The sequence below is a fragment of the Bacillus paranthracis genome (assembly GCF_024296885.1).
GTDB lineage: Bacteria > Bacillota > Bacilli > Bacillales > Bacillaceae_G > Bacillus_A > Bacillus_A paranthracis.
Window position 1 is genome coordinate 4,648,210 of sequence record NZ_CP101135.1, and the last position, 22,054, is coordinate 4,670,263.

24 protein-coding genes and 1 pseudogene are annotated in these 22,054 nt (G+C 37.1%); 11 read left to right on the forward strand and 14 right to left on the reverse strand.

Going from position 1 to position 22,054, the window contains the following annotated elements; genetic code table 11:
- Nucleotides 1-280 precede the first annotated feature (280 nt).
- A complete protein-coding gene (locus NLJ82_RS24145; RefSeq protein WP_000287154.1) occupies nucleotides 281-1,657 on the forward strand; it encodes a glycine--tRNA ligase in 1,377 nt (458 codons plus the stop codon).
- A gap of 41 nt (nucleotides 1,658-1,698) precedes the next feature.
- On the opposite strand, the gene NLJ82_RS24150 is transcribed toward NLJ82_RS24145, so the two are convergent.
- Nucleotides 1,699-2,082, reverse strand: a complete 384-nt coding sequence (locus NLJ82_RS24150) for a hotdog fold thioesterase (RefSeq protein ID WP_001140608.1) — start codon at nucleotides 2,080-2,082, stop codon at nucleotides 1,699-1,701.
- A 95-nt stretch (nucleotides 2,083-2,177) separates the two neighbouring features.
- Here NLJ82_RS24150 and NLJ82_RS24155 point away from each other — a divergent pair, with 95 nt between their 5' ends.
- Both NLJ82_RS24155 and NLJ82_RS24160 read left to right on the forward strand, forming a co-directional pair.
- On the forward strand, nucleotides 2,178-2,921 hold the full coding sequence (locus tag NLJ82_RS24155; protein ID WP_000810359.1) for a DUF3298 and DUF4163 domain-containing protein: 744 nt from the start codon (nucleotides 2,178-2,180) through the stop codon (nucleotides 2,919-2,921).
- 50 nt (nucleotides 2,922-2,971) lie between these two features.
- Entirely contained in the window at nucleotides 2,972-3,565 is a 594-nt protein-coding gene (locus tag NLJ82_RS24160; protein WP_001252157.1) for a biotin transporter BioY, read from the forward strand.
- Between the two features lie 41 nt (nucleotides 3,566-3,606).
- Here NLJ82_RS24160 and galU read toward each other — a convergent pair whose 3' ends face one another.
- The gene (gene galU, locus NLJ82_RS24165) at nucleotides 3,607-4,494 is read right to left on the reverse strand and encodes a UTP--glucose-1-phosphate uridylyltransferase GalU (protein WP_002163486.1); all 888 of its coding nucleotides are present in this window, start codon (nucleotides 4,492-4,494) and stop codon (nucleotides 3,607-3,609) included.
- Nucleotides 4,495-4,601: 107 nt separating this feature from the next.
- A complete protein-coding gene (locus tag NLJ82_RS24170) occupies nucleotides 4,602-6,326 on the reverse strand; it encodes a phospho-sugar mutase (protein WP_001104210.1) in 1,725 nt (574 codons plus the stop codon).
- A 143-nt stretch (nucleotides 6,327-6,469) separates the two neighbouring features.
- Between NLJ82_RS24170 and cdaS the strand changes: the two genes are divergently transcribed.
- Nucleotides 6,470-7,075 carry a sporulation-specific diadenylate cyclase CdaS gene (gene cdaS, locus NLJ82_RS24175; protein ID WP_001209528.1) on the forward strand — a complete coding sequence of 202 codons (606 nt, stop codon included), beginning with the start codon at nucleotides 6,470-6,472 and terminating at the stop codon, nucleotides 7,073-7,075.
- Between the two features lie 81 nt (nucleotides 7,076-7,156).
- On the opposite strand, the gene pepA is transcribed toward cdaS, so the two are convergent.
- The 5 genes from pepA to NLJ82_RS24200 all read right to left on the reverse strand — a co-directional run bounded on the left by pepA (nucleotide 7,157) and on the right by NLJ82_RS24200 (nucleotide 11,632).
- A complete protein-coding gene (gene pepA / locus NLJ82_RS24180) occupies nucleotides 7,157-8,641 on the reverse strand; it encodes a cytosol aminopeptidase (RefSeq protein ID WP_000487970.1) in 1,485 nt (494 codons plus the stop codon).
- A gap of 125 nt (nucleotides 8,642-8,766) precedes the next feature.
- Nucleotides 8,767-9,393, reverse strand: coding sequence for a stationary phase survival protein SpsC (spsC, locus tag NLJ82_RS24185; RefSeq protein ID WP_000920101.1), 627 nt, complete (start codon nucleotides 9,391-9,393; stop codon nucleotides 8,767-8,769).
- Between the two features lie 86 nt (nucleotides 9,394-9,479).
- Nucleotides 9,480-9,797 carry a YuiB family protein gene (locus tag NLJ82_RS24190; protein ID WP_000027014.1) on the reverse strand — a complete coding sequence of 106 codons (318 nt, stop codon included), beginning with the start codon at nucleotides 9,795-9,797 and terminating at the stop codon, nucleotides 9,480-9,482.
- Nucleotides 9,794-10,300 (reverse strand): NUDIX hydrolase, encoded by a 507-nt coding sequence (locus tag NLJ82_RS24195; RefSeq protein ID WP_000415311.1) that lies wholly within the window; start codon nucleotides 10,298-10,300, stop codon nucleotides 9,794-9,796. The genes NLJ82_RS24190 and NLJ82_RS24195 overlap by 4 nt, the downstream gene beginning before the upstream one ends.
- A gap of 123 nt (nucleotides 10,301-10,423) precedes the next feature.
- Complete coding sequence (locus tag NLJ82_RS24200) at nucleotides 10,424-11,632, reverse strand: NAD(P)/FAD-dependent oxidoreductase (protein ID WP_000856613.1); 1,209 nt, start codon at nucleotides 11,630-11,632, stop codon at nucleotides 10,424-10,426.
- Between the two features lie 462 nt (nucleotides 11,633-12,094).
- Here NLJ82_RS24200 and NLJ82_RS24205 point away from each other — a divergent pair, with 462 nt between their 5' ends.
- The 3 genes from NLJ82_RS24205 (at nucleotide 12,095) to NLJ82_RS24215 (ending at nucleotide 15,267) form a co-directional block, all read left to right on the forward strand.
- The gene (locus NLJ82_RS24205) at nucleotides 12,095-13,084 is read left to right on the forward strand and encodes an NAD(P)/FAD-dependent oxidoreductase (protein WP_000829779.1); all 990 of its coding nucleotides are present in this window, start codon (nucleotides 12,095-12,097) and stop codon (nucleotides 13,082-13,084) included.
- A 125-nt stretch (nucleotides 13,085-13,209) separates the two neighbouring features.
- On the forward strand, nucleotides 13,210-13,686 hold the full coding sequence (locus tag NLJ82_RS24210; RefSeq protein WP_000662718.1) for a GyrI-like domain-containing protein: 477 nt from the start codon (nucleotides 13,210-13,212) through the stop codon (nucleotides 13,684-13,686).
- Between the two features lie 333 nt (nucleotides 13,687-14,019).
- Nucleotides 14,020-15,267: an MFS transporter gene (locus NLJ82_RS24215; RefSeq protein ID WP_000391922.1), complete on the forward strand. Its 1,248-nt coding sequence runs from the start codon at nucleotides 14,020-14,022 to the stop codon at nucleotides 15,265-15,267.
- Nucleotides 15,268-15,277: 10 nt separating this feature from the next.
- On the opposite strand, the gene NLJ82_RS24220 is transcribed toward NLJ82_RS24215, so the two are convergent.
- On the reverse strand, nucleotides 15,278-16,165 hold the full coding sequence (locus NLJ82_RS24220) for a helix-turn-helix domain-containing protein (protein WP_000535250.1): 888 nt from the start codon (nucleotides 16,163-16,165) through the stop codon (nucleotides 15,278-15,280).
- Nucleotides 16,166-16,245: 80 nt separating this feature from the next.
- Between NLJ82_RS24220 and NLJ82_RS24225 the strand changes: the two genes are divergently transcribed.
- Nucleotides 16,246-16,707 carry a 2-thiouracil desulfurase family protein gene (locus NLJ82_RS24225; protein WP_000635514.1) on the forward strand — a complete coding sequence of 154 codons (462 nt, stop codon included), beginning with the start codon at nucleotides 16,246-16,248 and terminating at the stop codon, nucleotides 16,705-16,707.
- 28 nt (nucleotides 16,708-16,735) lie between these two features.
- On the opposite strand, the gene NLJ82_RS24230 is transcribed toward NLJ82_RS24225, so the two are convergent.
- Entirely contained in the window at nucleotides 16,736-17,089 is a 354-nt protein-coding gene (locus NLJ82_RS24230; RefSeq protein WP_000833138.1) for a YxeA family protein, read from the reverse strand.
- A gap of 106 nt (nucleotides 17,090-17,195) precedes the next feature.
- Nucleotides 17,196-17,285: pseudogene (locus tag NLJ82_RS28820) on the reverse strand (methyltransferase); the annotation flags it as partial.
- A gap of 471 nt (nucleotides 17,286-17,756) precedes the next feature.
- On the opposite strand from NLJ82_RS28820, the gene NLJ82_RS24235 reads away from it, so the two are divergent.
- On the forward strand, nucleotides 17,757-18,320 hold the full coding sequence (locus NLJ82_RS24235; RefSeq protein WP_001068204.1) for a GNAT family N-acetyltransferase: 564 nt from the start codon (nucleotides 17,757-17,759) through the stop codon (nucleotides 18,318-18,320).
- Between the two features lie 150 nt (nucleotides 18,321-18,470).
- Here NLJ82_RS24235 and NLJ82_RS24240 read toward each other — a convergent pair whose 3' ends face one another.
- The 3 genes from NLJ82_RS24240 to NLJ82_RS24250 all read right to left on the reverse strand — a co-directional run bounded on the left by NLJ82_RS24240 (nucleotide 18,471) and on the right by NLJ82_RS24250 (nucleotide 20,216).
- Complete coding sequence (locus NLJ82_RS24240; RefSeq protein WP_000573822.1) at nucleotides 18,471-18,824, reverse strand: HesB/IscA family protein; 354 nt, start codon at nucleotides 18,822-18,824, stop codon at nucleotides 18,471-18,473.
- A 41-nt stretch (nucleotides 18,825-18,865) separates the two neighbouring features.
- Nucleotides 18,866-19,732 (reverse strand): diaminopimelate epimerase, encoded by an 867-nt coding sequence (dapF, locus tag NLJ82_RS24245; RefSeq protein WP_000077414.1) that lies wholly within the window; start codon nucleotides 19,730-19,732, stop codon nucleotides 18,866-18,868.
- 244 nt (nucleotides 19,733-19,976) lie between these two features.
- Nucleotides 19,977-20,216, reverse strand: a complete 240-nt coding sequence (locus NLJ82_RS24250) for a YuzB family protein (RefSeq protein WP_000595026.1) — start codon at nucleotides 20,214-20,216, stop codon at nucleotides 19,977-19,979.
- A gap of 351 nt (nucleotides 20,217-20,567) precedes the next feature.
- Between NLJ82_RS24250 and NLJ82_RS24255 the strand changes: the two genes are divergently transcribed.
- Together NLJ82_RS24255 and NLJ82_RS24260 are read left to right on the forward strand one after the other, a co-directional pair.
- Entirely contained in the window at nucleotides 20,568-21,638 is a 1,071-nt protein-coding gene (locus NLJ82_RS24255; RefSeq protein WP_000682081.1) for an NAD(P)/FAD-dependent oxidoreductase, read from the forward strand.
- A gap of 230 nt (nucleotides 21,639-21,868) precedes the next feature.
- Nucleotides 21,869-22,042, forward strand: coding sequence for a Spo0E family sporulation regulatory protein-aspartic acid phosphatase (locus tag NLJ82_RS24260; protein ID WP_001103325.1), 174 nt, complete (start codon nucleotides 21,869-21,871; stop codon nucleotides 22,040-22,042).
- Nucleotides 22,043-22,054 lie beyond the last annotated feature (12 nt).

Here is a 22,054-nt window from a genome sequence, read left to right on the forward strand (position 1 = left end):
AGTAGCGATGACGGACTTATAAGTACTTGCACAAAAAGCGATTCAGGGATAGTGAAAGCCTGAAGCCGCAAGGAAACGGCAGTCTCGAGCAATACGTGATAAAGTGGATGCACCTTTTGTGTATCAACTAGGGTGGAACCGCGGGCAAACGCTCGTCCCTAGGCAATTAAGCCTTGGGATGAGCGTTTTTTTATGTTTTTCAAAGCATATACTGCTCGTTTCACAAGTTACCTGAGCACGTCATCGCCAATACGTTAGCTTTCAAAAGGAGGATTTTCTTATGTATTCAATGGAACAAGTAGTAAACTTAGCGAAACATCGCGGTTTTGTTTTCCCTGGTTCTGAAATTTACGGTGGTCTTGCAAACACTTGGGATTACGGTCCACTTGGAATCGAATTAAAAAATAACGTTAAAAAAGCTTGGTGGAAAAAATTCATTCAAGAATCTCCATACAACGTTGGTTTAGACGCTGCTATTTTAATGAACCCAAAAACTTGGATCGCTTCTGGTCACGTTGGTAACTTCAACGATCCAATGATCGACTGTAAAAAATGTAAAGCGCGTCACCGTGCAGACAAATTAATTGAAGATGCATTAGATGCAAAAGGCATCGAAATGGTTGTTGATGGTCTTACTTTCGACCAAATGGCTGACTTAATGAAAGAACATGAAGTAAAATGTCCTGATTGCGGTAGTGAAGAATTCACTGAAATCCGTCAGTTCAACTTAATGTTCAAAACATTCCAAGGTGTTACAGAGTCTAGCACAAACGAAATCTTCCTTCGTCCAGAAACAGCACAAGGTATTTTCGTAAACTTCAAAAACGTACAACGCTCTATGCGTAAAAAACTTCCATTTGGTATTGGCCAAATCGGTAAGAGCTTCCGTAACGAAATCACGCCTGGTAACTTCACATTCCGTACACGTGAATTCGAACAAATGGAACTTGAATTCTTCTGTAAGCCTGGTGAAGATTTAGAGTGGTTCGCATTCTGGCGTGAAACTTGTAAGAACTGGTTACTTTCACTTGGTATGACTGAAGAAAGCATGCGTCTTCGTGACCACGGTGAAGAGGAATTATCTCACTACAGTAACGCAACAACTGACATTGAATTCAAATTCCCATTCGGTTGGGGCGAACTATGGGGCGTTGCATCTCGTACAGACTTCGATTTAAAACGTCACATGGAACACTCTAACGAAGACTTTAACTATATTGATCCACAAACGAATGAGCGTTACGTACCGTACTGCATCGAGCCATCTTTAGGTGCTGACCGCGTAACATTAGCGTTCTTATGTGATGCATATGAAGAAGAGCAATTAGAAAACGATTCTCGTACAGTTCTTCGTTTCCACCCTGCTTTAGCACCATACAAAGCAGCGATCTTACCATTATCTAAAAAGCTATCTGAAGGTGCTACTGAAGTATTTGCAGAACTAGCTAAAGACTTCATGGTAGACTTTGACGAAACTGGTTCTATCGGTAAACGTTACCGTCGTCAAGACGAAATCGGTACACCATTCTGTATCACTTATGACTTCGACTCAGTTGAAGACAAAGCTGTTACAGTACGTGACCGTGACACAATGGAACAAGTTCGTATGCCAATTAGTGAACTAAAAGGTTTCTTAGAGAAGAAAATCCAGTTCTAATTATAAGAAAAAGAGGCTGCTCATTAGAGCAGCCTCTTTTTTTACTTTTCACGTTTTTCTTTAATTGCTACTGTACATCTTGAAATACATAATAAATCGTCATTCTCATCAATGATACGTACATCCCAAACCATCGTTGAGTTTCCTCTATGTATCGGTGTTCCGATCGCTGTTACAATTCCATCTTTCTTTGAGCGAATATGGTTTGCATTAATTTCTAGACCGAAGCAAATACATTTCTCTTGATCAATTAAATTGTATGAACCGACGCTTGCTACTGTTTCCGCTAACGCAAGAGATGCACCACCGTGTAAAAAACCAAACGGCTGATGTGTACGTTCATCAACAGGCATCGTAGCAACTACCTTATCTTCTGTCATCTCTAACAACTCAATTCCAAGCGAATCCATTAAAGTTTTTGCCATATCGTTTCCCCTTTCTCTCACTTTAATTAAATGTATAATTTTACCTATTTACTTTCAAACTACTTATAACACTTATATAAGGAGGTTTCACCTAAATGAAACAGAAATTTTTTATACTATCGCTTATGTTCTCCTTGCTGACTATTGTACCAAATTGTGCACTAGCAGCCAAAGCATCCAACCTGACAATCGATGTTCAGACTGTCACGCAAAAAGGTAAGAAACCTTATATAGAATATCAAATCAATAGGCCTTCGTTTCATAACTTTTCCGATTCTAAGTTTCAAAATAAGCTAAATTTCTATTACAAAAAATCTACTGAAAAATTTAAAACAAAATTAGAAAAAGACGCAAAAAAATATTATAAAGAAACAGAAGGATCTAGTACACCATTTCATCCGTACGTGGCGAATGTTGATTATAAAGTCTCCTTAAATAAATCACCTTTGCTCAGCCTATATTTGAATTACTATCAATATACAGGCGGAGCACACGGTCTTTATACGTGGAAGGCTAACACATTTGATTTAAAAGAAAAAAAGTTACTACACTTAGACGATTTATTTCAACAAGAAGATACATATAAAGACGTAATTCGTGCTGAGATTGTAAGACAAATTAAACAAAATGAAAGTATTTATTTTCCTGATGCAACTGAAAAAGTCATGAGCACGAAAAAGTTTCACTTCTTTTTAGAACCGAACAATCTCGTCATTTATTTCCCTTTATATGAAATTGCGCCTTATTCAAGCGGCATTCCACAATTTCGTATTCCATATACGTTGCTAAGAGAGTATTTGAAGCCTTCTTATCAAAATATTTTAATTGACAACAAGTAAATAGTTTCGCTACGATAATGTTAACTTAAAAACAACAGGAGGTTAACATTATGAGGAGATTTCATGTTTTAGATTTAGCATTAGCCGCCATGTTCGTCGCTCTTATGGCCATTGGTGCAAATATTGTATCTTGGGCACCATTCCTGCAAGTAGCGGGCATCCCATTATCTATGCAACCATTTTTCGCAATTTTAGCAGGGCTTCTTCTTGGAAGTAGACTTGGTGCATTATCAATGACTGTTTACATGCTAGTTGGAGTAGCAGGTGCACCAATCTTCGCTAACTTCAAAGCTGGATTTGGAGCACTTTTAGATCCTACTGGTGGCTTTATTATCGCATTTATTATCGTTGCTTACGTATCAGGAAAACTCGTAGAACAAAAGGAAAAACCAACATTTCGTACATTTGCAACTGCCTCTTTCACAGGAATCATTTTAACTTATATTATCGGTACTACTTACATGTACGGGGCAGTCAATCTCTTTATGGGCGGTAATATGAGCTATAAAGCTGCTTGGATGATTATGATGTGGTTTGCAGTAAAAGATATTGCATTTACCATTATCGGTGCTATTATCGCACCTCGCATATACTATGCTGTGCGTCGTTCTGCTTATCAGCATTCTCATTCGACGATTTCATAAGAAAAAGGAGTTGTTCCTACTGGAACAACTCCTTTTTTATATTAAGACTCTTGATTCGTTTGTTCTTCTAAAATTTTCTTCATCATTACGACCATGTCATCACGTAATTCTGGGTGTTGCAGTGCCATTTCGATTGTCGTTTGAACAAATCCTAACTTTTCACCTACGTCATAGCGCTTTCCTTCGAAGTCGTAAGCGAATACACGTTGAATTTCGTTTAAACTTTGGATAGCATCTGTTAACTGAATTTCGCCACCAGCACCAACATGTTGCTGTTCTAAGAACATAAAGATTTCAGGCGTTAAAATGTAACGTCCCATAATCGCTAAGTTTGAAGGTGCTGTACCTTGCGCTGGCTTCTCGACGAAATTGCGAACTTGGTAACGACGACCTTCTTGTTCTAATGGATCAATAATTCCATAGCGATGTGTTTCCGACTCTGGAACAGTTTGTACACCAATAACAGAAGAAAGTGTTTTTTCATACTCATCCATTAATTGACGTAAACATGGTTTCTCAGCTTGGACAATATCATCACCTAGTAGCACTGCAAACGGCTCATCACCAATGAATTTACGTGCACACCAAACAGCATGTCCTAGCCCTTTCGGTTCTTTTTGACGGATGTAATGAATATCTACCATTTTTGAAGAAGCTTGTACTTTTTCAAGCAACTCATATTTTTTCTTCTCCAATAAGTTTTGTTCTAGTTCAAATGCGTTATCAAAATGATCTTCGATAGAACGCTTTGTTTTACCAGTAACGATAATAATATCTTCGATACCCGATTTCACTGCTTCTTCTACAATGTATTGGATCGTTGGTTTATCTACTATCGGTAACATTTCTTTCGGCATTGCTTTCGTTGCTGGTAAAAAACGTGTTCCTAATCCAGCTGCTGGGATTATCGCTTTTCTTACTTTTTTCATCACAAAATACCCTCTCTCCTGTCGGAATCAATAGCAATCATTTCCTACATAAAACAAAAGGGAGATTTCGCTCCCTTTTGTTCCTTACTACTTAAAATTACTTTGTATTATAAACGATTCATAATGTCTTCTTTAATAGTAAGTAACTTTTGTTCACTATTTTGTAAAGAACTATCTTTTACACCAAAGTAGAACTTAATCTTCGGTTCAGTTCCAGATGGACGTAGGCAGAACCATGAACCATCCTCTAATTGATATTTTAACACATTTGATTTCGGTAAGTGAATCTCTTCTTTATGTCCATCTTGTAAAGATGTAACGATGCTTGCTTTATAGTCTTCAACTGCCACGACTGTTAAGCCCGCTACTTCTTTCGGAGGATTTTCACGGAACGTTGCCATCATCTCTTGGATTTTTTCCGCTCCATCTTTTCCTTTTAGCGTTAACGACACAAGGTCTTCACGGAAGAAGCCGTACTTCTCAAATACTTCTAATAGGCCATCGTATAACGTTTTACCTTGTGATTTGTAGTATGCAGCTACTTCACATGCGAATAGGACAGATTGTACTGCATCTTTATCACGGCAGAATGGGCGGATTAAATAACCATAGCTTTCCTCATAACCGAATTGGAATTCATATTGTCCGCTTTCTTCATACTGTCTAATTTTCTCACCGATAAATTTAAATCCAGTTAACGTATCAACTGTATCTAAACCGTATGTTTTCGCGATTGTACGGCCGATTTCAGACGTTACGATTGTTTTTAATACGACACCGTTCTCTGGAAGCGTTCCGTTTTCTTTCTTTTGTGATAGTAAATAATCAAGCATTAATGCACCTGTTTGGTTACCAGTTAATACTTGGAACTCACCATCGTGATTACGAACTGCTACACCAAGGCGATCTGCGTCAGGATCTGTTGCGATTAATACATCCGCTCCTACCTTCTCACCGTCACGAATTGCATATTCAAATGCTGCATGCTCTTCTGGGTTCGGTGATTTTACTGTAGAGAAGTTCGGATCTGGTAACTCTTGCTCTTTTACAACTGTTACATCTGTAAATCCAACTTCTTTTAAACCACGGCGTACAGAAATATTTGATGTTCCGTGTAGTGGTGTGAAGACGATTTTCAAATCTTTGCCGGCCTTTTCCACCATTTCTTTATTAATAATGACATTGTTCAATTCTGCAGCATATGCATCATCGACTTCTTGTCCAATAATATGTAATAAACCGTCAGCTTTTAATTGCTCCACATTAGCAACCTCAACTGTTAACTCGTCTTCTACTGCGTTTACGTAGCTAATTAATTCATCAGCTTCTTTCGGAGGCAACTGTCCACCATCTTCACCGTATACTTTATAACCGTTATATTCAGGCGGATTATGACTTGCAGTAAGAACGATTCCACTCACTGTATGTAAATGACGAACTGCGAAAGAAAGCACTGGCGTTGGACGTAAGCTTTCAAACACATATGTTGTAATGCCGTGTGCACCTAGTGTAGCAGCAACTTCCATTGCGAACTCAGGTGATTTATGACGAGAATCATAGGCTACAACAACACCGCGTTTTTTCGCTTCCTCACCTAACTTTTCGATAAAGCTTGCTAATCCTTTTGTCGCTTTACGAACTGTATATACGTTTAAACGGTTCGTACCAGCACCAAGTTCACCACGCATACCACCTGTGCCAAACTCTAGATTTTTATAAAAGCTATCCTCGATTTTCTTCTCATCTTGCTTCATATTTTCTAGCTGTTCTTTTAATTCTGCATCTAATTGTGCGTAAGAAAGCCAGCGACTAAATTCTTGTTTCCAATTCATTCTTCTCTCTCCTCTCGCTCGTCATACCTTTATTATATGAAAAAAACATGCTGTATCTCAATATTTTATAAAATCTAGCAGGATTTTACTAGGAATATTTGTATACACTATTGTTAAATACTCCACTAAAGGGAATGAGGATTATGCGCGAATGGGGCTTGTCAGAAGAGCTCAAAATACAAACAAAGCAAATGATTGAAATTGCTGAAAAAGAACTATCGATTATGAGGAGCGCAATCGATAAAGAAGACGAATGTATTTTATGCAAAATGGAAGATATTCATCATATGTTAGCAAATGTACAAACATTGGCAGCTACATACTATATTCAAGCATATTTATCACCTTATACGGAAAGTTCATCTTTTATTACGACAGCTATCCAACATTTAAGCGCCCGAAAACATGGCGCTCTTATCGTTGTGGAACGAAACGAGACGCTTGAAGCTTTCATTCAAACTGGAACGACATTAAACGCTCATTTAACCGCACCATTACTCGAATCAATATTTTATCCAGGTAACCCTCTTCATGATGGAGCCGTTCTCGTTAAAAATAATCATATTGTCTCAGCTGCCAATATTCTTCCGCTCACGAAAAGCACAGAAGTTGATCCTGAACTAGGAACACGTCACAGAGCTGCAATTGGCTTATCAGAAAAAAGCGATGCCCTTATTTTAGTTGTCTCTGAAGAAACGGGCCGCACTTCCTTTGCTTTAAACGGGACTTTATATACAATTTCTCTATAAAGTAAAATTACATCGGTCGTAACACCATATATCAATAAAAAAGGCTGTTCCAAAATGTAGGAACAGCCCTCTCTTACGATCTTATTCTTCGCCGAAACGTTCAACAAGCGTTGCAAGTGTACGTACCATTGCACCTGTTGCTCCAGCTGGACCTAAATCATGCGCTCCTGATGATTCAGATGTTCCAGCGATGTCTAAGTGCACCCAAGGTGTATCTTCAGCAAATTCACCTAGGAATGTACCAGCCATAACCGCATGTCCTTCGCGGCCTGGTGAGTTATTTAAATCAGCAAACTTACTGTTTCTCACGCGTTCTTTATCACGATCAAAAATCGGTAATTGCCAAATTGATTCATCTGTTTCCATAGATGCTTCTAGCACTTGCTCAAACAACTCTTCATTGTTTGTCATTGCACCTGTCGTATGATTTCCAAGTGCAACAATTACACCACCTGTTAATGTCGCAACATCAATTAAATAGTTTGCACCTAATTTTTTCGCATACGTAATACCGTCAGCTAATGCTAAGCGACCTTCTGCATCTGTATTTAATACTTCAATTGTTTTTCCGCTCATAGATGTGATTACATCGTCTGGCTTAAATGCGGTACCACTTACAACGTTATCTGTTGATGGAATAACAGCGATCACATTTTGCTCTGGGCGAAGTTCACCGATAATTTCCATCGCACCTAATACAGCAGCTGCACCGCCCATATCACCTTTCATACCGACCATACCTTCACGTGGTTTTAAAGAATAACCGCCTGTATCGTATGTGATTCCTTTTCCAACGAATCCAATAACATCTGTCCACTCTTCTTTTCCTTTATAAATAAGAGCGATCATTTTTGGTGGCTCTACACTACCTTGGTTTACTGCAAGTAACGCACCCATACCAAGCTCTTCCATCTCTTCTTTCTCAAGAACTTTATAATCCATATCATACTTCTCAGCTAACTCAACAGCATACTCAGCAAGCTTCGTCGCTGTTAATACGTTTGGCGGCATATTTACAAGTGTACGAGCTGAATTTGTTGCACGTCCATGTACGTAGCCAACTGTTAATGCCGCTTCAATTTCCTGTGCATCTTCCGCTGTAATAGCCGTAAACTTCTCTAACTCTACACGATCCTTTTTATCTGATTTATACGTTTGTAACTCATATGTACCAAGGCCTTGTACTTCTGCCGCAATATGAGCGACATCAATCGCGTCTAATTTCTCTGTTACGAAAGAATCAAGTAAGATTGCTGCATCTTGTACTTTTGCTGCTTGCAGTGTTTTAAACGTCTTACCAAGAGCCGAACGTAATGTTTCTGTCGTATAAGATTCTTTCTTGCCTAAACCAACGAAATAATAACGTTTCACTTCTGTTTTTCCTAAACTATGTACTTTTGAAATAGCTTTCTTCTTCGTAGAAAGTTCTTTCTCTTCTAATAAAACTTGTAATTGTCCTTCAAACGCTTTGTCCAGTTCTTGTACAAAGCTACTCGTTTCCTCTTCTTCAAATAAGGCAACAATCACCGCTTCATGGCTTGCTAATTCTTTTTGTACTTGGAACATGTTCAGACCCCCTAAATTTCTCTACTCTATCTTTATTATAACTTTATTTTCGATAAAATGCGACAATTCTAACTTCTGTTATACCCTATATAAAATAAAAAAAGTCTAGCGTACTTACCACTAGACTATCTTTGTTTTAAATATTGACCACGAAACACTTGCATCGTCTCATCCTGGTTTAACATCGTTAACTCTTCTTCTGAAAACTTACCATTTCCTATCTTAACTACATATACATTTACTTTTTTCTTACCCCATTGGCTATAAACATCTTTCACTGTATCATAGTACAAATCAAGACGGTTTCCTTTTATTGCACCGCCCTTATCAGCTACTACACCATACCCATAACCTGGTACGAATAAGATTGTTCCAATTGGGAATACGCGTAAGTCCGCTGCAATTGTGGAATATAAATCCCGTTTCGCCTTAACACCTGAATATGTAATACCATACTCCGGATGTCCCGGCCTCTTACCAGTTGACTCAATTCCCGACGTATAACCTGTTGCAGTCATTTCAATTGAACGATATTTAGACCAGTCGTTTGCCTGCTCTAAAGCATTTATCACTTCTTTACTCGGAGCAACATTTCTTTTAACTTCTGCTGCATGTACTTCTTTTGCACTCGTTCCCTCATATTTCTTTACAATCTCTAATAAAGAAACTCCTGTGAAAGCATTCCATGTTACGCATAATGCAATTGCAAGTAAACAAGTCATCATAATGCGAATACAATATCGTTTTAACATTTTTATATGCCACACTCCTTCATCGTTAATCATTCCCTATACGATGAAAGAATATGCAAAAAAATAATCTCCAATTGCATTGGAGATTAAAACATTTGATATCCGCTTTTCCGAAGTTTCTTAATAACGATTCCCGCTAAAGCAGCACCAATCAATCCAGTAGATAAAATAAACACATCTGCTTGTCCTAAATGCGATACACTTGTCCCAAATGAAGAGAATGTTTCTTTTGGCTTTGAAAAATAATCCCACATACTCGCCTTATTAATAATAAGCATACAAACAATCGGATATACAATAACCATTACCCATGTCGCTCGCAATATCATGTTGAGTAAAAATCCAATTCCAAAAAACAAAATGAAAAATAACATCATTGAAATAAGTAATACCGGTATACTCACTCTTTCTCCCTCTCCTTTGTATGTGCCGTAAATACGTGATAGGCTGTATAACCAAACTGCTCTCCTGGATTTAATGTTTTGTCCATTTCAAGATGTAATTCTGATTGTCTTTCTAACAAATATGTAATAAGTACAGACGTATTTGGATCGTCCGCAATCGTATCTGGATGTAGAAACGCTACTTCAGACAATTCCTTCTCCTGTACAATAATCTCTTCCCCTTCAGGCTCCAAAAGGAAAATAATCATATTATCACTAATCTCATTGCGAATTACGCCCGATCTAACACCAATGATCCCCTTCACATGAGCGACAATACCTGTCTCTTCTAACACTTCACGTTTCACAGCTTCATCAACGGTCTCACCTTCATTTACAAAACCAGCCGGTAAAGACCATTTCCCCTTTAACCCACTGTATTTCTTCTTAACGAATAACCACCTGCCATCTTTTGTAGCTACTAGGCCACTGACAGCTAACCATACTTTTCCTCGCTTCTCCATGATGTCATACCCTCCTCTATCAGAACGGACAGAATATTCTTTCTTTTTTATATATTATACTATATTTTTTAAATGAAAAAAGCAGAAACAGCTCTTAGCCGTTTCTGCTTTTTCTACTATATATTAAAAGAACTTTAATTTACCTTTTTTAAGAACTAATAAAGGTCCACCTAATAAGAATAGGTAACGGTTATCGATCACTTTCTTCATGAAGGAAGCTTTCCAACCTGTTAACTTTTTGCCCATAACAACGCCCATTGCATCGTCATGACCTAAAGAACATACAGATCCTTTATTATCGAATACGAATTTCTTCATTTCGCCTTTACCACGAACTAACACAGTTAAGTTGTGCGCAATGTTGTAACCTTGTTGAATTGCGATTTGTGCTGTTGGTGGGTATGGACGGTTAATTTCTTCGTTAATGATTAACGCTGCGTCACCAACCATGAATACATCTTCGTATCCTGGAGCGTGCATGTACTCATCAACTTTTACACGTCCGCGCATTGCTTCAAAGCCAGACTCTTCCACAATACCGTTACCACGAACACCTGCAGCCCAAACTACTGTTTCAGACTTAATTAATTCAGTATCATCACCGTTCGCAACGATAATACCTTCTTCAGTTGCTTCTTTAATTGCTGTACCGATGCGGAATTCTACACCTTTTTTCTCAAGTTGTTTCACAGCGTATTCTACTAATGCTGGATCGAAACCTGGAAGTGCTGTTGGAGCAGCTTCTACACAGATAATACGTGCTTTTTCACGTGGTACATTGTGCTGTTTGCAAAGTTCAGGAACACGGTTTGCAAGCTCACCTACGTACTCGATACCAGTAAATCCAGCACCACCAACAACGATTGTTACTAACTCATCGCGCTTTTCATCTGCATATTTAGCGAAGCTAGCTTCCATATGCTCACGAATTTGACGAGTTGCATTAATGTTAGCGATTGAGAATGCATGCTCTTTTAATCCTGTAATTCCGAATGTTTCTGATTCGAAACCAAGACCGATTACTAAGTAGTCATATTCTAACTCGCCGTCTTTTAAGATAATGCGTTTTTCAGCTGCTTTAATTTCTACTACTGTATCTTGTACAAAGTTCACTTTATTTGTATCAATAACGTCTTGAATATCTAGACAGATTTTTTCATCTTGTAATGTACCAGCTGCGCTCTCGTGTAACCAAGTCGCTTGGTAGTGATAGCTGTTGTTGTTTACTAACGTAATTTCAGCTTCATTTACAGATAATGCTTTTTGCAGACGAACAGTCGTAATCATCCCGCCATAACCTGCACCTAAAACTACGATTTTTGGAGTCTTCACCAAATCACAACCCTTTTCTTTATATAATAGTAATGAAAAATAATACCAAGTACTAAAAACTCTATTTGTCAAGAATGTGGAATTTATCACATTCTATACCATAACAAAACACAGTCAAAAAATCGTACGAATTTTGTCATAGAAATTTAACATAATACTTCCCTATATTAGTCGGTTTTATTCCAGAATTCAAGCGTCTGGAGAATTATCAATATTTTAAAATAACATAGCGTTTTCAAGGGTTTTTCAGCCTTTTTTTCATGTATTTTCCTTTCTGTATATTTTATACAATGTAAAAAACATCTATGCGAAAACTTACACACAATTCAGTCGTTTTCAGAAGTATTATGCACTCAAATATGCTATCATTTATTTGAAAGTATCATCATTTGCAGGATTTTCGTGTACATATGAACAATATATGAAATCAATATCAAAATTCCATCTATAGGGGGAATGAAAGTGGCAGAAAATCAAAAAGTTTACGACATAACAATTATTGGTGGTGGGCCAACAGGACTATTCACAGCATTTTATGGTGGTATGAGACAAGCAAGTGTAAAAATTATTGAAAGCTTACCTCAGCTTGGAGGACAATTATCCGCGCTCTATCCTGAAAAATACATTTATGATGTAGCCGGATTCCCGAAAGTGCGCGCACAAGAATTAGTTGATAACTTAAAAGAGCAAATGAAGAAATTTGATCCAACCGTTTGTTTAGAAGAAGCTGTTGATACGCTTGAGAAACAAGCTGACGGTATATTTAAACTTGTTACGAATAAGCAAACTCACTATTCTAAATCAGTAATTATTACTGCTGGCAATGGTGCTTTCCAACCACGCCGCTTAGAATTAGAAGGAACAGCAAAGTATGAAAAGAAAAACTTACATTATTTCGTTGATGATATGAATAAATTTGCTGGTAAGCGCGTCGTAGTATTTGGCGGCGGCGATTCAGCTGTTGACTGGACAATGATGTTAGAGCCGATCGCTGACAAAGTTACAATTGTTCATCGTCGTGATAAATTCCGTGCGCATGAACATAGCGTAGAAAGCTTAATGAACTCTCGTGCAGAAGTAAGCACACCATACGTTCCAGTAGAACTCATTGGTGATGACAAAATTGAACAAGTCGTTCTTCAGCATGTAAAAACGGAAGAAAAAATTATCATCGATGTTGATGATGTAATCGTAAACTACGGCTTCGTTTCTTCTCTTGGCCCAATTAAAAACTGGGGCTTAGATATACAAAAAAACAGCATTCTCGTGAACTCGAAAATGGAAACAAATATTCCTGGTATTTACGCTGCTGGTGACATTTGTACATATGAAGGAAAAGTAAAACTCATTGCTTGCGGCTTCGGTGAAGCACCAACAGCAGTAAACAATGCGAAAGCTTACTTCGATCCAAACGCAAAACTTCAACCGATGCACAGCTCAAGTATGTTTTAATATAGAAATGAAAAGAACTCCCTTTATGCGAAGGAGTTCTTTTTTTATTACGCTATCGTCCCCTTCCAAAATATGTTACAATAAATAAGAACAAACGTTCTATTCAATAAGGGGGATATTTAAAAATGAAAGAACCTACTATCGTAAAAAAAGAAGCTTTCCAAGCAATCGGTGTTTCGGTTACGACGACAAATAAAATAGAGGCATCTACTGAAGGAAAAATTCCAGGGCTTTGGAACCAATACTTTCAAGAACAAATGATGCATCACATTCCAAATCAACAAACGAAAGAAACATTCGCTTTCTATTCAAATTACGAATCAGATGAAACGGGTACATATAAATACACAATTGGCATGCCTGTTTCTTCATTAGAAGACGTTCCTGCAAATATGACAACTTTAACAATACCTGCCGCTACGTATGCGGTATTTACAACGAGAAAGGGACCAATTGCTGAAGTCGTTTGCGAGGCTTGGGAATATATTTGGAAATGGTCAAAGGAAAACAAACGTGCTTTTACAACAGACTTTGAGCTTTATGATGAAAGAGCGTTAGATCCAACTAACGTACAATTAGATATTTATATTGCATTAGCCTAAACGACAAAAAAGAAGATACCAAATGGTATCTTCTTTTTTGTCGTTAAATAGCCACTGTGCAAATCCAACATAATTGTCTACAATGAGAAAGTGCAGTATAGAAATATTAGAAACTGTATAAAGTGAAACTATACTCAGTGGTGGTGGGGTATTCATCCCCCACCACTGAGTATTAGCCCTCACCAATCGGACGTTTACGGGCAGTTAGTCTCCCACCTAACTTCTTTGCTCGAGCCAAATTTTGAGGTGGGAGTTTTACTGCCCGTTAACGCGGGATAAAGTGATTGTTAACAAGTTTTTTAGTTTAAATTTGTCGCATAGAAAGGAAGCAATATGGAGGAACTACAACAAAATAAATCTGCTTTAGAAGGAAGCGGAAAACCGTTATTAAAAAATACGAATTTCCTTTTTCTTTGGGCAGCTACTCTTTTTTCAAGTTTCGCTTTAGCCTTTTTTACTTTTTCACAAACGTGGTACATAGCAAAAACATTAAACCTTGAGGCATCACTCGGTGTGGTTTTCGTAGCTCTTAGTGTTCCAAGGCTTATTTTTATGATTATCGGCGGCGCTGTAGCTGATAAATTCCCGAAAAAAAACATTATGTTTTATTCTAATATTGTTCGTGCTATTCTCGTCGCAACTATCCTTACATGGTTCATCGTAGGTGATGTAACACTATATACATTTGCTTTATTCGCTTTATTCTTTGGACTTGCTGATGCTTTTTTCTGGTCGGCTGATGGATCTATCTTGCCTGAACTTGTAGAAAAAAGCCGTTTAACACAAGCAAACTCACTTACACAAATGACGAACCAAGCATCGGTTATTTTAGGACCTGTACTTGGCGGCATTCTTATTAAATTTACGAACTATGAAACGATTTTCTCGATTACAATTTTATTACTCATTGTCGCAGCTATACTCGTTCAAAAAATACAATTTACGATGCCAGAGCAGCAAAATACAGACAAAAGCATGTTCACTTCTATTAAAGAAGGAATTTTATATGTAAAGGAATCTCCATTCCTTTCAACTTTCCTTATTTGTAGCGCCTTTCTAAACTTATTTTTAATCGGTCCGATGCAAGTCGGTTTCCCGCTTTTCATTAAAAATGTTCTACACGGTGACTCACTTCAATTCAGTTACTTAGAAGCATCTGTAGGAGGCGGAATGGCAATAGGCGCAGTCATTGTCGGTTTAAAAAATATTAATCGTAGACGCGGTCTATTTTGCATTATCATGATGCTACTGTCTGGCGTATTCTTCTTATCCATCAACTTTAGCACTGTACTATGGCAAGCATTATTAGCTGGCATGTTTTACGGTATTACAATCGCAATGGCTATCGTTCCGCTTATGGCGATGATTCAATCGACAGTGAAAGAAGAAATGATGGGACGTGTAATGAGTTTACTTATGCTATCATCAATGGGCTTTATCCCGCTTTCTTACGCATTCACATCCATCGCGCTTGCAATAGGAATTCCAATCGTAACCGTTATGAAAAGTGGTGCAATCGCCGTTATCGTCTTCGTACTATTTGTAGCGATTCGTGTTCCAGTTGTAAGAAAGTTTGATTAACTACTTGGAGTCATGCATTTACGCATGGCTCCTTTTTAAACGGATCAAATAACGGTATCCCCTTACTTCTTCTCACAGCTGCTCCCCATTCTAATCCAACCTCTAAAAATAAATCTCGCACTGTACTATATAAAAGAGCCTTAACATTTTTACGGATTTCTCCGTATTTATACGCTCTCACAACACTTTTTACGCGCCAAATGAAATTTCCATACACTTCTTCATCAGCTAATATTTGCTCCAGTAAAACACCTTGCTCTAATAATCCGCTCTTTTTATAAGCAAGCTCCACCTTACTCCAAAATATATTAATCTTCTTCGGATTACTCGTCATCGGCAGAAGTGCATATATAAAAGGCTTCGGTATATCATGACGGCAATACGTCTCATCAAGCTCGTACGTTCCTTTTCTATTCTCTTTTATTTGTGGAATGTTTTTAGAAAGAATTGTTTCCCCCTCATATTTTTGCCCCATTCCACTACAGCCAGCTGCATCATTCTCACTTTCACATGCGGACATTTGCATACGGTCATCCATGCGGTCAATTGCAGATATAAGAAATACATATAAGTTCGCACTATACCCGCCGCGTTTATGTCTTTCTTTCGTTGCAACACGCTTTATAATTCCTAATTCCTCTAACTTTGCAATGGAGCGGCGTACTGTACGAATACTTTTTTCAACATTTGTCGCAATCGTCTCCATTAATGGACAAGCAACCCCCACTGTTTTCTGTTTCTCATTCACTGCATACTTTCCTAAAAAATGAATAATGGTAGCATCTGTTTTATTCAATTGAAATCGGTAGCATTTCAAAACTTGTTTTTGATATGTATTAAACTCTTCTTTACTTCGAAATTCACTATATGGTTTCATTAAGTTATATAAGCTTCCCATTTTTATCACCTCATTTATAAGTAAGAGGCAGGAAGGGGATTTGGCGTGCTATTTAATATTTTTTTAGTGGAGATGAAAATATGATCGTAATTAGCGCTTGTTTAGGTGGTATCGCTTGTCGGTATGATGGAAATGACAATCTCGTTTCAAAAATAGGGGATTTGCTGCAACAAGAAGAGACACTCCTCATTTGCCCCGAAGTATTAGGAGGATTGCCAACGCCTCGTCCCTCAGCTGAAATTATTGGCGGGAATGGCGATGACGTTTTGGATGGAAAAGCGAAAGTGATGACAAAAGACGGTGAAGATGTCACGGAAGCTTTTGTAAATGGTGCTTATAAAGCATTAGAACAAATGAAAGATTTGTGCCCAGAATATATTATTTTAAAAGAACGCAGTCCCTCTTGTGGTAGTTCCACAATTTATACAGGAGAATTTAACGGGAATAAACAAACTGGTTACGGGGTAACAACTGCTTTATTCAAAAGACATGGATTTACAGTCATTTCAGAAGATGATTTTGAAAATATAAAAAGGAATTGACCCTGTTCGTCAATTCCTTTTTTCTTTCTTATTTTGCACCTAATTTTTCTTTCACTTTCGCAGGAAGCTCATCTTTCTTAACTTCTTCCCAAGCCGAAACACCTTTTTTATCTGAGTGGTATACGCGTAGGAATGCATCTTTACGTAAGTTTTTTTGAGCTGTGAATTCTAATTCTTTCTCTTTACCGTCTTTATCGAATCCTTTTAATTTATACTCAAAATATTTGTATGGCTCTCCGCTATGAGACTTCTCATTTTTTTCAATTCCATCAGCTGTGATTTGAACATAGTACTGATCTTTCCCCATACGGTTAATATCACAACCAACTAAAAGGCTTGCGAATACAACTAAAATACTAAACAGTGCAATATATCTTTTCATTTCCTTCACCTCATATGTTTTTTCTTATATTGTTATCTTAAAGCCCAAAGCTTAAAGAAGAAATTCAAAAACATGACATGAACATTACACTTTTGTAAGATAATAATTATTGCTTCACTTTAGAAACCGTCATGCCGTCACCAATTGGCATGAGTACAGATTCTAAATTTAGATGAGTTGCTACTACTTCATTATAAAAAGCCTTAAGGGAAATGAATGAATCATCTCCCTTAAGGCTTTTTATCCTCTATCTCTTTACTGCCAATTTTTTATGTACCTATTACCGCCAATAACGTCTTTCACGCCACTTTCGCCACTTATCACGTAATTTCCTTATACCGTTTATTACACCTTCTATTATGCATTCTATTATAATATCTATCACAAGGTATCTTATACATCTAAAAATAGGACCTATAACGTACTTCAATATAAATTCAAAAATATTTTCCAGCATATATCCCCTCTTTCTACCCTTCAATTATAACTGGAAAAAAGAAAACTTAAAGCTCAAATAACTGATAAAGAAATTAGAAGTCAATAGATGAAAAGGGATTTCTAAATGATGAAGTGAATATATATTTATTGTTCTCTAAATTTTGAACGAAAGTTTTTTTACATAAGTTTCATTCTGTCCTAATTTAAAGGTTTTGAGGGGAGAAATAATATGAATCCTATTTTATTAGATGTTCCGTTACAAATAGAAACAGATAGACTCATTCTTCGAGCGCCACTTCAAGCAGGTGAAGGGAATGTAGTACATAAAGCTATTAAAGATTCAATTCATGAATTAAAGCAATGGTTGTCTTTATTCCAGTCCATTCCTACTGTTGAAGAAACGGAAATTCTTCTGAGAAATGCCCATATAAATTTTTTGAACAGAGAAAGCTTTCGCTACCTTATCTACCATAAGAAGACGAATAATTTTATTGGAACAGCTAGCCTTCACCGAATTAATTGGAATGTTTCTAAATGTGAAATTGGATACTGGGTTAACACGCAATTTAGTGGCAGTGGATACATAACAGAAACAGTACGTGCGTTAACAAACCTTGGATTTCAGTTATTCAAATTTAGAAGGATTGAAATCCGATGTGAAGCTAGTAACACGAAAAGTCGTGCGATCCCTGAAAAATTAGGTTTTGAGCTTGAAGGGGTATTACGTAATGAAGATGTTTCAGCTGACGGCAAACAACCAGCTGATACTTGCATCTATGCAAAGATAAATTAGTTTAAGATTTTAAAATTTGTTATACAAATATCTTAAGGCACGTTTCTAAATTTAGAAGGCGGCTTTTTGATTTTTTACTGTAAAAGAAAAGACCTCCTTAACGATTGCACTCCATCGCTAAAAAGGTCTTTCTCTATTTCAACTAAAAACTTAGCACTCTTCTGGCTTACCAGCATTCGTCGCTGTACGGAAAGATGATCCACATCCGCATGATGCGATTGCGTTTGGATTATCAATTGTGAATCCGCCGCCAAGCATAGATTGTTTATAATCAATTTTTACTCCTTTAACAATCGGAGCACTTTCTTTATCGATAACAAATTCGACACCGAAAAACTCAAGAACTGTGTCGTCTTCTTTTGGTTCTACTTCAAATCCTAAGCCGTAAGAAAGACCACTACATCCGCCGCCGTGTACAGCAAGGCGCACGTACTTCTCTCCATCTTCAGCATCTTTTAACATATCTTTAATTTGAAAAGCTGCTTGTTCTGTTACTTCAATCATGAAATACACCATCCTTTCTGTTCTCGTTCTATTATACATCTTTACGCTTCTATCTTGTACTCATACACTCCGTGGCAAATTACTTCTGCTGGTCCTTTCATTAAAACGTTGCCTTCTTCTGTCCATGCAATCATTAAATCGCCACCAGCTAAATGAACTGTAATTTCCTTACCACGTTCCATTTTTCCATTTAAAATAGAGGCTACAACTGCAGCGCACGCCCCTGTTCCGCAAGCTTGTGTTACACCAGATCCACGTTCCCAAACGCGGAAGTTCATCTCTTCCTCATTCAAAATCTCAATGAATTCAACATTTACTCGTTCTGGGAACATTTCATGTGTCTCAAGAACTGGTCCAAGTGTTGTAAGAGGTGCTTGTTCTACATCATCCACAAAAATAACTGCATGCGGATTTCCCATTGAAACAGCTGTAAATGCATAACGATGGTTATTGTATAAGAAGTTTTCACGAATAAATGGTGTTTCACCTTCGCCAAGCATCGGTATTTCTGCACGCGTTAAACGCGGTGCTCCCATATCAATTTTCGCTAACGTAACTTTCCCTTCTTCTACCGTTACTTCAGCCGTTACAATGCCAGCTAACGTTTCAATTGTGAAAACTGTATCTTCTACTAGTTTATGCTCATACGCATATTTCGCTACGCAGCGTAGACCGTTACCACAGCTCTTTCCTTCTGATCCATCATTATTAAACATGCGCATTTTCACCGGCGCTACGTCAGACGGACAAATTAAAATCATTCCATCTGCTCCAATACCAGTATTAATATTTGAAACCTTTTCCGCCACAAGAGCTAAATCTTCTTCAGGAATTCGTTCTTCAAACATATTTACATATATATAACTATTGCCAAGACCATGCATTTTTGTAAAAGAAAATTGGCTCATTTGTATTCACTCCAAAAATAATTTGTTATTTCAAGTATAAAATGCACGCTTTTAGAACACAATATGAATGTCCCCCGTTTCTCATATTTGACAACATTTGGCGATGAGCCATTCTTGCGCAAATTGTGTAAGAAAAAAGCCCTTCTAAAAAGGGTCTTTTTTATTTATATACAATATTATCCTCCCCTGCGAAATAAAATTTTATCTAATAGAAAAAGAAAAAGGTGCTGCCGATTGCAACACCTTAAAACATTGGATTTTCATCCAAATACTCATATACATTATTAACAAGTTCTTCTACTGTAGCCCCTTGTACCACTTCACCATTTACAAGAGCAAACGGTCCTTCAAAACAAATACCACAATATCCTAAACAACCATACTCCATTACATCTAAATTCGGATCTTTTTCTAATTTCTCTAAAGCGGCTTGTGAACCACTCGCAAGGTTACCTACACAAAATTCAATTAATGGTTTAATCAAAATTCTCCCCCCTGTACTACAAAACAAATTACTTTCTGACTTCATCTATAAGAAAAAAACTAAGCTGTTTCTTGTTGTTTTCATTACACCTTCTAAACTATTTAGTTACTTCATTATTTCACTTCAAAATAGATGATTCCTTCTATATAACATGCTATTTACGATGAAATGGTAACTAAATAATGCAGATCGTTTACTCTACTTTTCTTCTTATTGTACAACAGAGTATTCATTCATGCATTGTTATTTGTTCACAAATTCGATATAATTTGATTGAGTAAAGTCAAAATATTTTATTAATATAAAATTTTATGATTAGGGGATATTTCAACAGAAAAGGGGTAATCCATCATGAAACACCTCGTAATATTAGGTGGCGGCTACGGTGGAATGAGAATTCTGCAACGGCTACTTCCAAGCAATCAACTTCCGGATGATGTACAAGTGACATTAATCGACAAAGTACCATATCATTGCTTCAAAACTGAATATTATGCATTAGTTGCGGGTACTATTTCAGAAACGCATATTCGTATACCGTTTCCTGAACACCCACGCCTCAATATTCAATACGGCACAGTAACAAATATTGATCTCAAAGAAAAAGCTGTTCATCTCGATGGCGGCGAAGCAATTCAATATGATGATTTAATTATTGGACTTGGCTGTGAGGATAAATATCATAACGTTCCTGGGGCGAAGGAATATACACATAGCCTACAATCGATTGAACAAACACGTAAGACATATGAACAATTAAATAGTCTAGAACCAAATGCAACAGTAGCAGTCGTTGGTGCTGGATTAAGTGGCGTTGAAGTTGCAAGTGAACTTCGCGAGAGTCGTTCTGATTTAAAAATCTACTTATTTGATCGAAAAGATAGAATTCTATTCCCATATCCAGAGAAATTAAGTAGATATGTAGAAGAATGGTTCGTAAAACATAAAGTTACTATTATACGAAACTCTAACATTACAAAAGTAGAGCCAAATATTGTGTACAACCACGATGAACCACTTGAATGTGATGCAATCGTCTGGACAGCTGGTATTCAAGCAAATGAAGTTGTTCGAAACCTTCCAGTTGAACAAGATGGTAGCGGACGGGTTGTTTTAACAAAATATCACAATATTCCAAATAACGAGCACGTATATGTTGTAGGAGATTGTGCAGCACTTCCACACGCACCATCTGCACAACTTGCTGAAGGTCAAGGGGAACAAATTGTCCAAATATTATTAAAACGTTGGAATAATGAACCACTTCCTGACGAACTACCTGTCATTAAATTAAAAGGTGTTCTCGGCTCTCTTGGTAAGAAGCATGGCTTTGGTTTGCTAGCAAACCAACCATTAATGGGACGTGTACCAAGGTTACTAAAATCCGGTATTCTCTGGATGTACAAATATCATAACGGTTAATACTTTACAGACTGTCTACTATGTAGGCAGCCTCTTTGCATTAGTTTTTTAAAATTATCAGACACATCTTTCTCAATATGAATCATGATTTATTTTTCATTTTCATATTAAAAACTACCAATAAACAGTGTATGCTATTGATAAGTTGTTTTATTTCCTTTAAGGCCGAATTCATTCGGTCTTATTTTTTGTGTTGTAAATACTTTTACAGGAGGCATTTCATTTCACTTATGAACGTAACGAAACTAAATGATTGCATAGAAGCGAAGAAGAAAGAATTGATCTATCTCGTTGAAAAGTACGGATTCACTCATCATAAAGTAATTTCTTTCAGCCAAGAATTAGATCGTTTACTTAACTTATTAATAGAAATCAAGACGAAGAAAAAACGTTGCTCTTTATAACCGTTACCTTCT

Bases quoted from the DNA above. Each gene is read 5' to 3' on its own strand.
- NLJ82_RS24145 (WP_000287154.1), top strand. From the start codon at position 281: ATGTATTCAATGGAACAAGTAGTAAACTTAGCGAAACATCGCGGTTTT.
- NLJ82_RS24150 (WP_001140608.1), bottom strand. From the start codon at position 2,082: ATGGCAAAAACTTTAATGGATTCGCTTGGAATTGAGTTGTTAGAGATG.
- NLJ82_RS24155 (WP_000810359.1), top strand. From the start codon at position 2,178: ATGAAACAGAAATTTTTTATACTATCGCTTATGTTCTCCTTGCTGACT.
- NLJ82_RS24160 (WP_001252157.1), top strand. From the start codon at position 2,972: ATGAGGAGATTTCATGTTTTAGATTTAGCATTAGCCGCCATGTTCGTC.
- galU (WP_002163486.1), bottom strand. From the start codon at position 4,494: ATGAAAAAAGTAAGAAAAGCGATAATCCCAGCAGCTGGATTAGGAACA.
- NLJ82_RS24170 (WP_001104210.1), bottom strand. From the start codon at position 6,326: ATGAATTGGAAACAAGAATTTAGTCGCTGGCTTTCTTACGCACAATTA.
- cdaS (WP_001209528.1), top strand. From the start codon at position 6,470: ATGCGCGAATGGGGCTTGTCAGAAGAGCTCAAAATACAAACAAAGCAA.
- pepA (WP_000487970.1), bottom strand. From the start codon at position 8,641: ATGTTCCAAGTACAAAAAGAATTAGCAAGCCATGAAGCGGTGATTGTT.
- spsC (WP_000920101.1), bottom strand. From the start codon at position 9,393: ATGTTAAAACGATATTGTATTCGCATTATGATGACTTGTTTACTTGCA.
- NLJ82_RS24195 (WP_000415311.1), bottom strand. From the start codon at position 10,300: ATGGAGAAGCGAGGAAAAGTATGGTTAGCTGTCAGTGGCCTAGTAGCT.
- NLJ82_RS24210 (WP_000662718.1), top strand. From the start codon at position 13,210: ATGAAAGAACCTACTATCGTAAAAAAAGAAGCTTTCCAAGCAATCGGT.
- NLJ82_RS24215 (WP_000391922.1), top strand. From the start codon at position 14,020: ATGGAGGAACTACAACAAAATAAATCTGCTTTAGAAGGAAGCGGAAAA.
- NLJ82_RS24220 (WP_000535250.1), bottom strand. From the start codon at position 16,165: ATGGGAAGCTTATATAACTTAATGAAACCATATAGTGAATTTCGAAGT.
- NLJ82_RS24225 (WP_000635514.1), top strand. From the start codon at position 16,246: ATGATCGTAATTAGCGCTTGTTTAGGTGGTATCGCTTGTCGGTATGAT.
- NLJ82_RS24230 (WP_000833138.1), bottom strand. From the start codon at position 17,089: ATGAAAAGATATATTGCACTGTTTAGTATTTTAGTTGTATTCGCAAGC.
- NLJ82_RS24235 (WP_001068204.1), top strand. From the start codon at position 17,757: ATGAATCCTATTTTATTAGATGTTCCGTTACAAATAGAAACAGATAGA.
- NLJ82_RS24240 (WP_000573822.1), bottom strand. From the start codon at position 18,824: ATGATTGAAGTAACAGAACAAGCAGCTTTTCAAATTAAAGATATGTTA.
- dapF (WP_000077414.1), bottom strand. From the start codon at position 19,732: ATGAGCCAATTTTCTTTTACAAAAATGCATGGTCTTGGCAATAGTTAT.
- NLJ82_RS24255 (WP_000682081.1), top strand. From the start codon at position 20,568: ATGAAACACCTCGTAATATTAGGTGGCGGCTACGGTGGAATGAGAATT.
- NLJ82_RS24260 (WP_001103325.1), top strand. From the start codon at position 21,869: ATGAACGTAACGAAACTAAATGATTGCATAGAAGCGAAGAAGAAAGAA.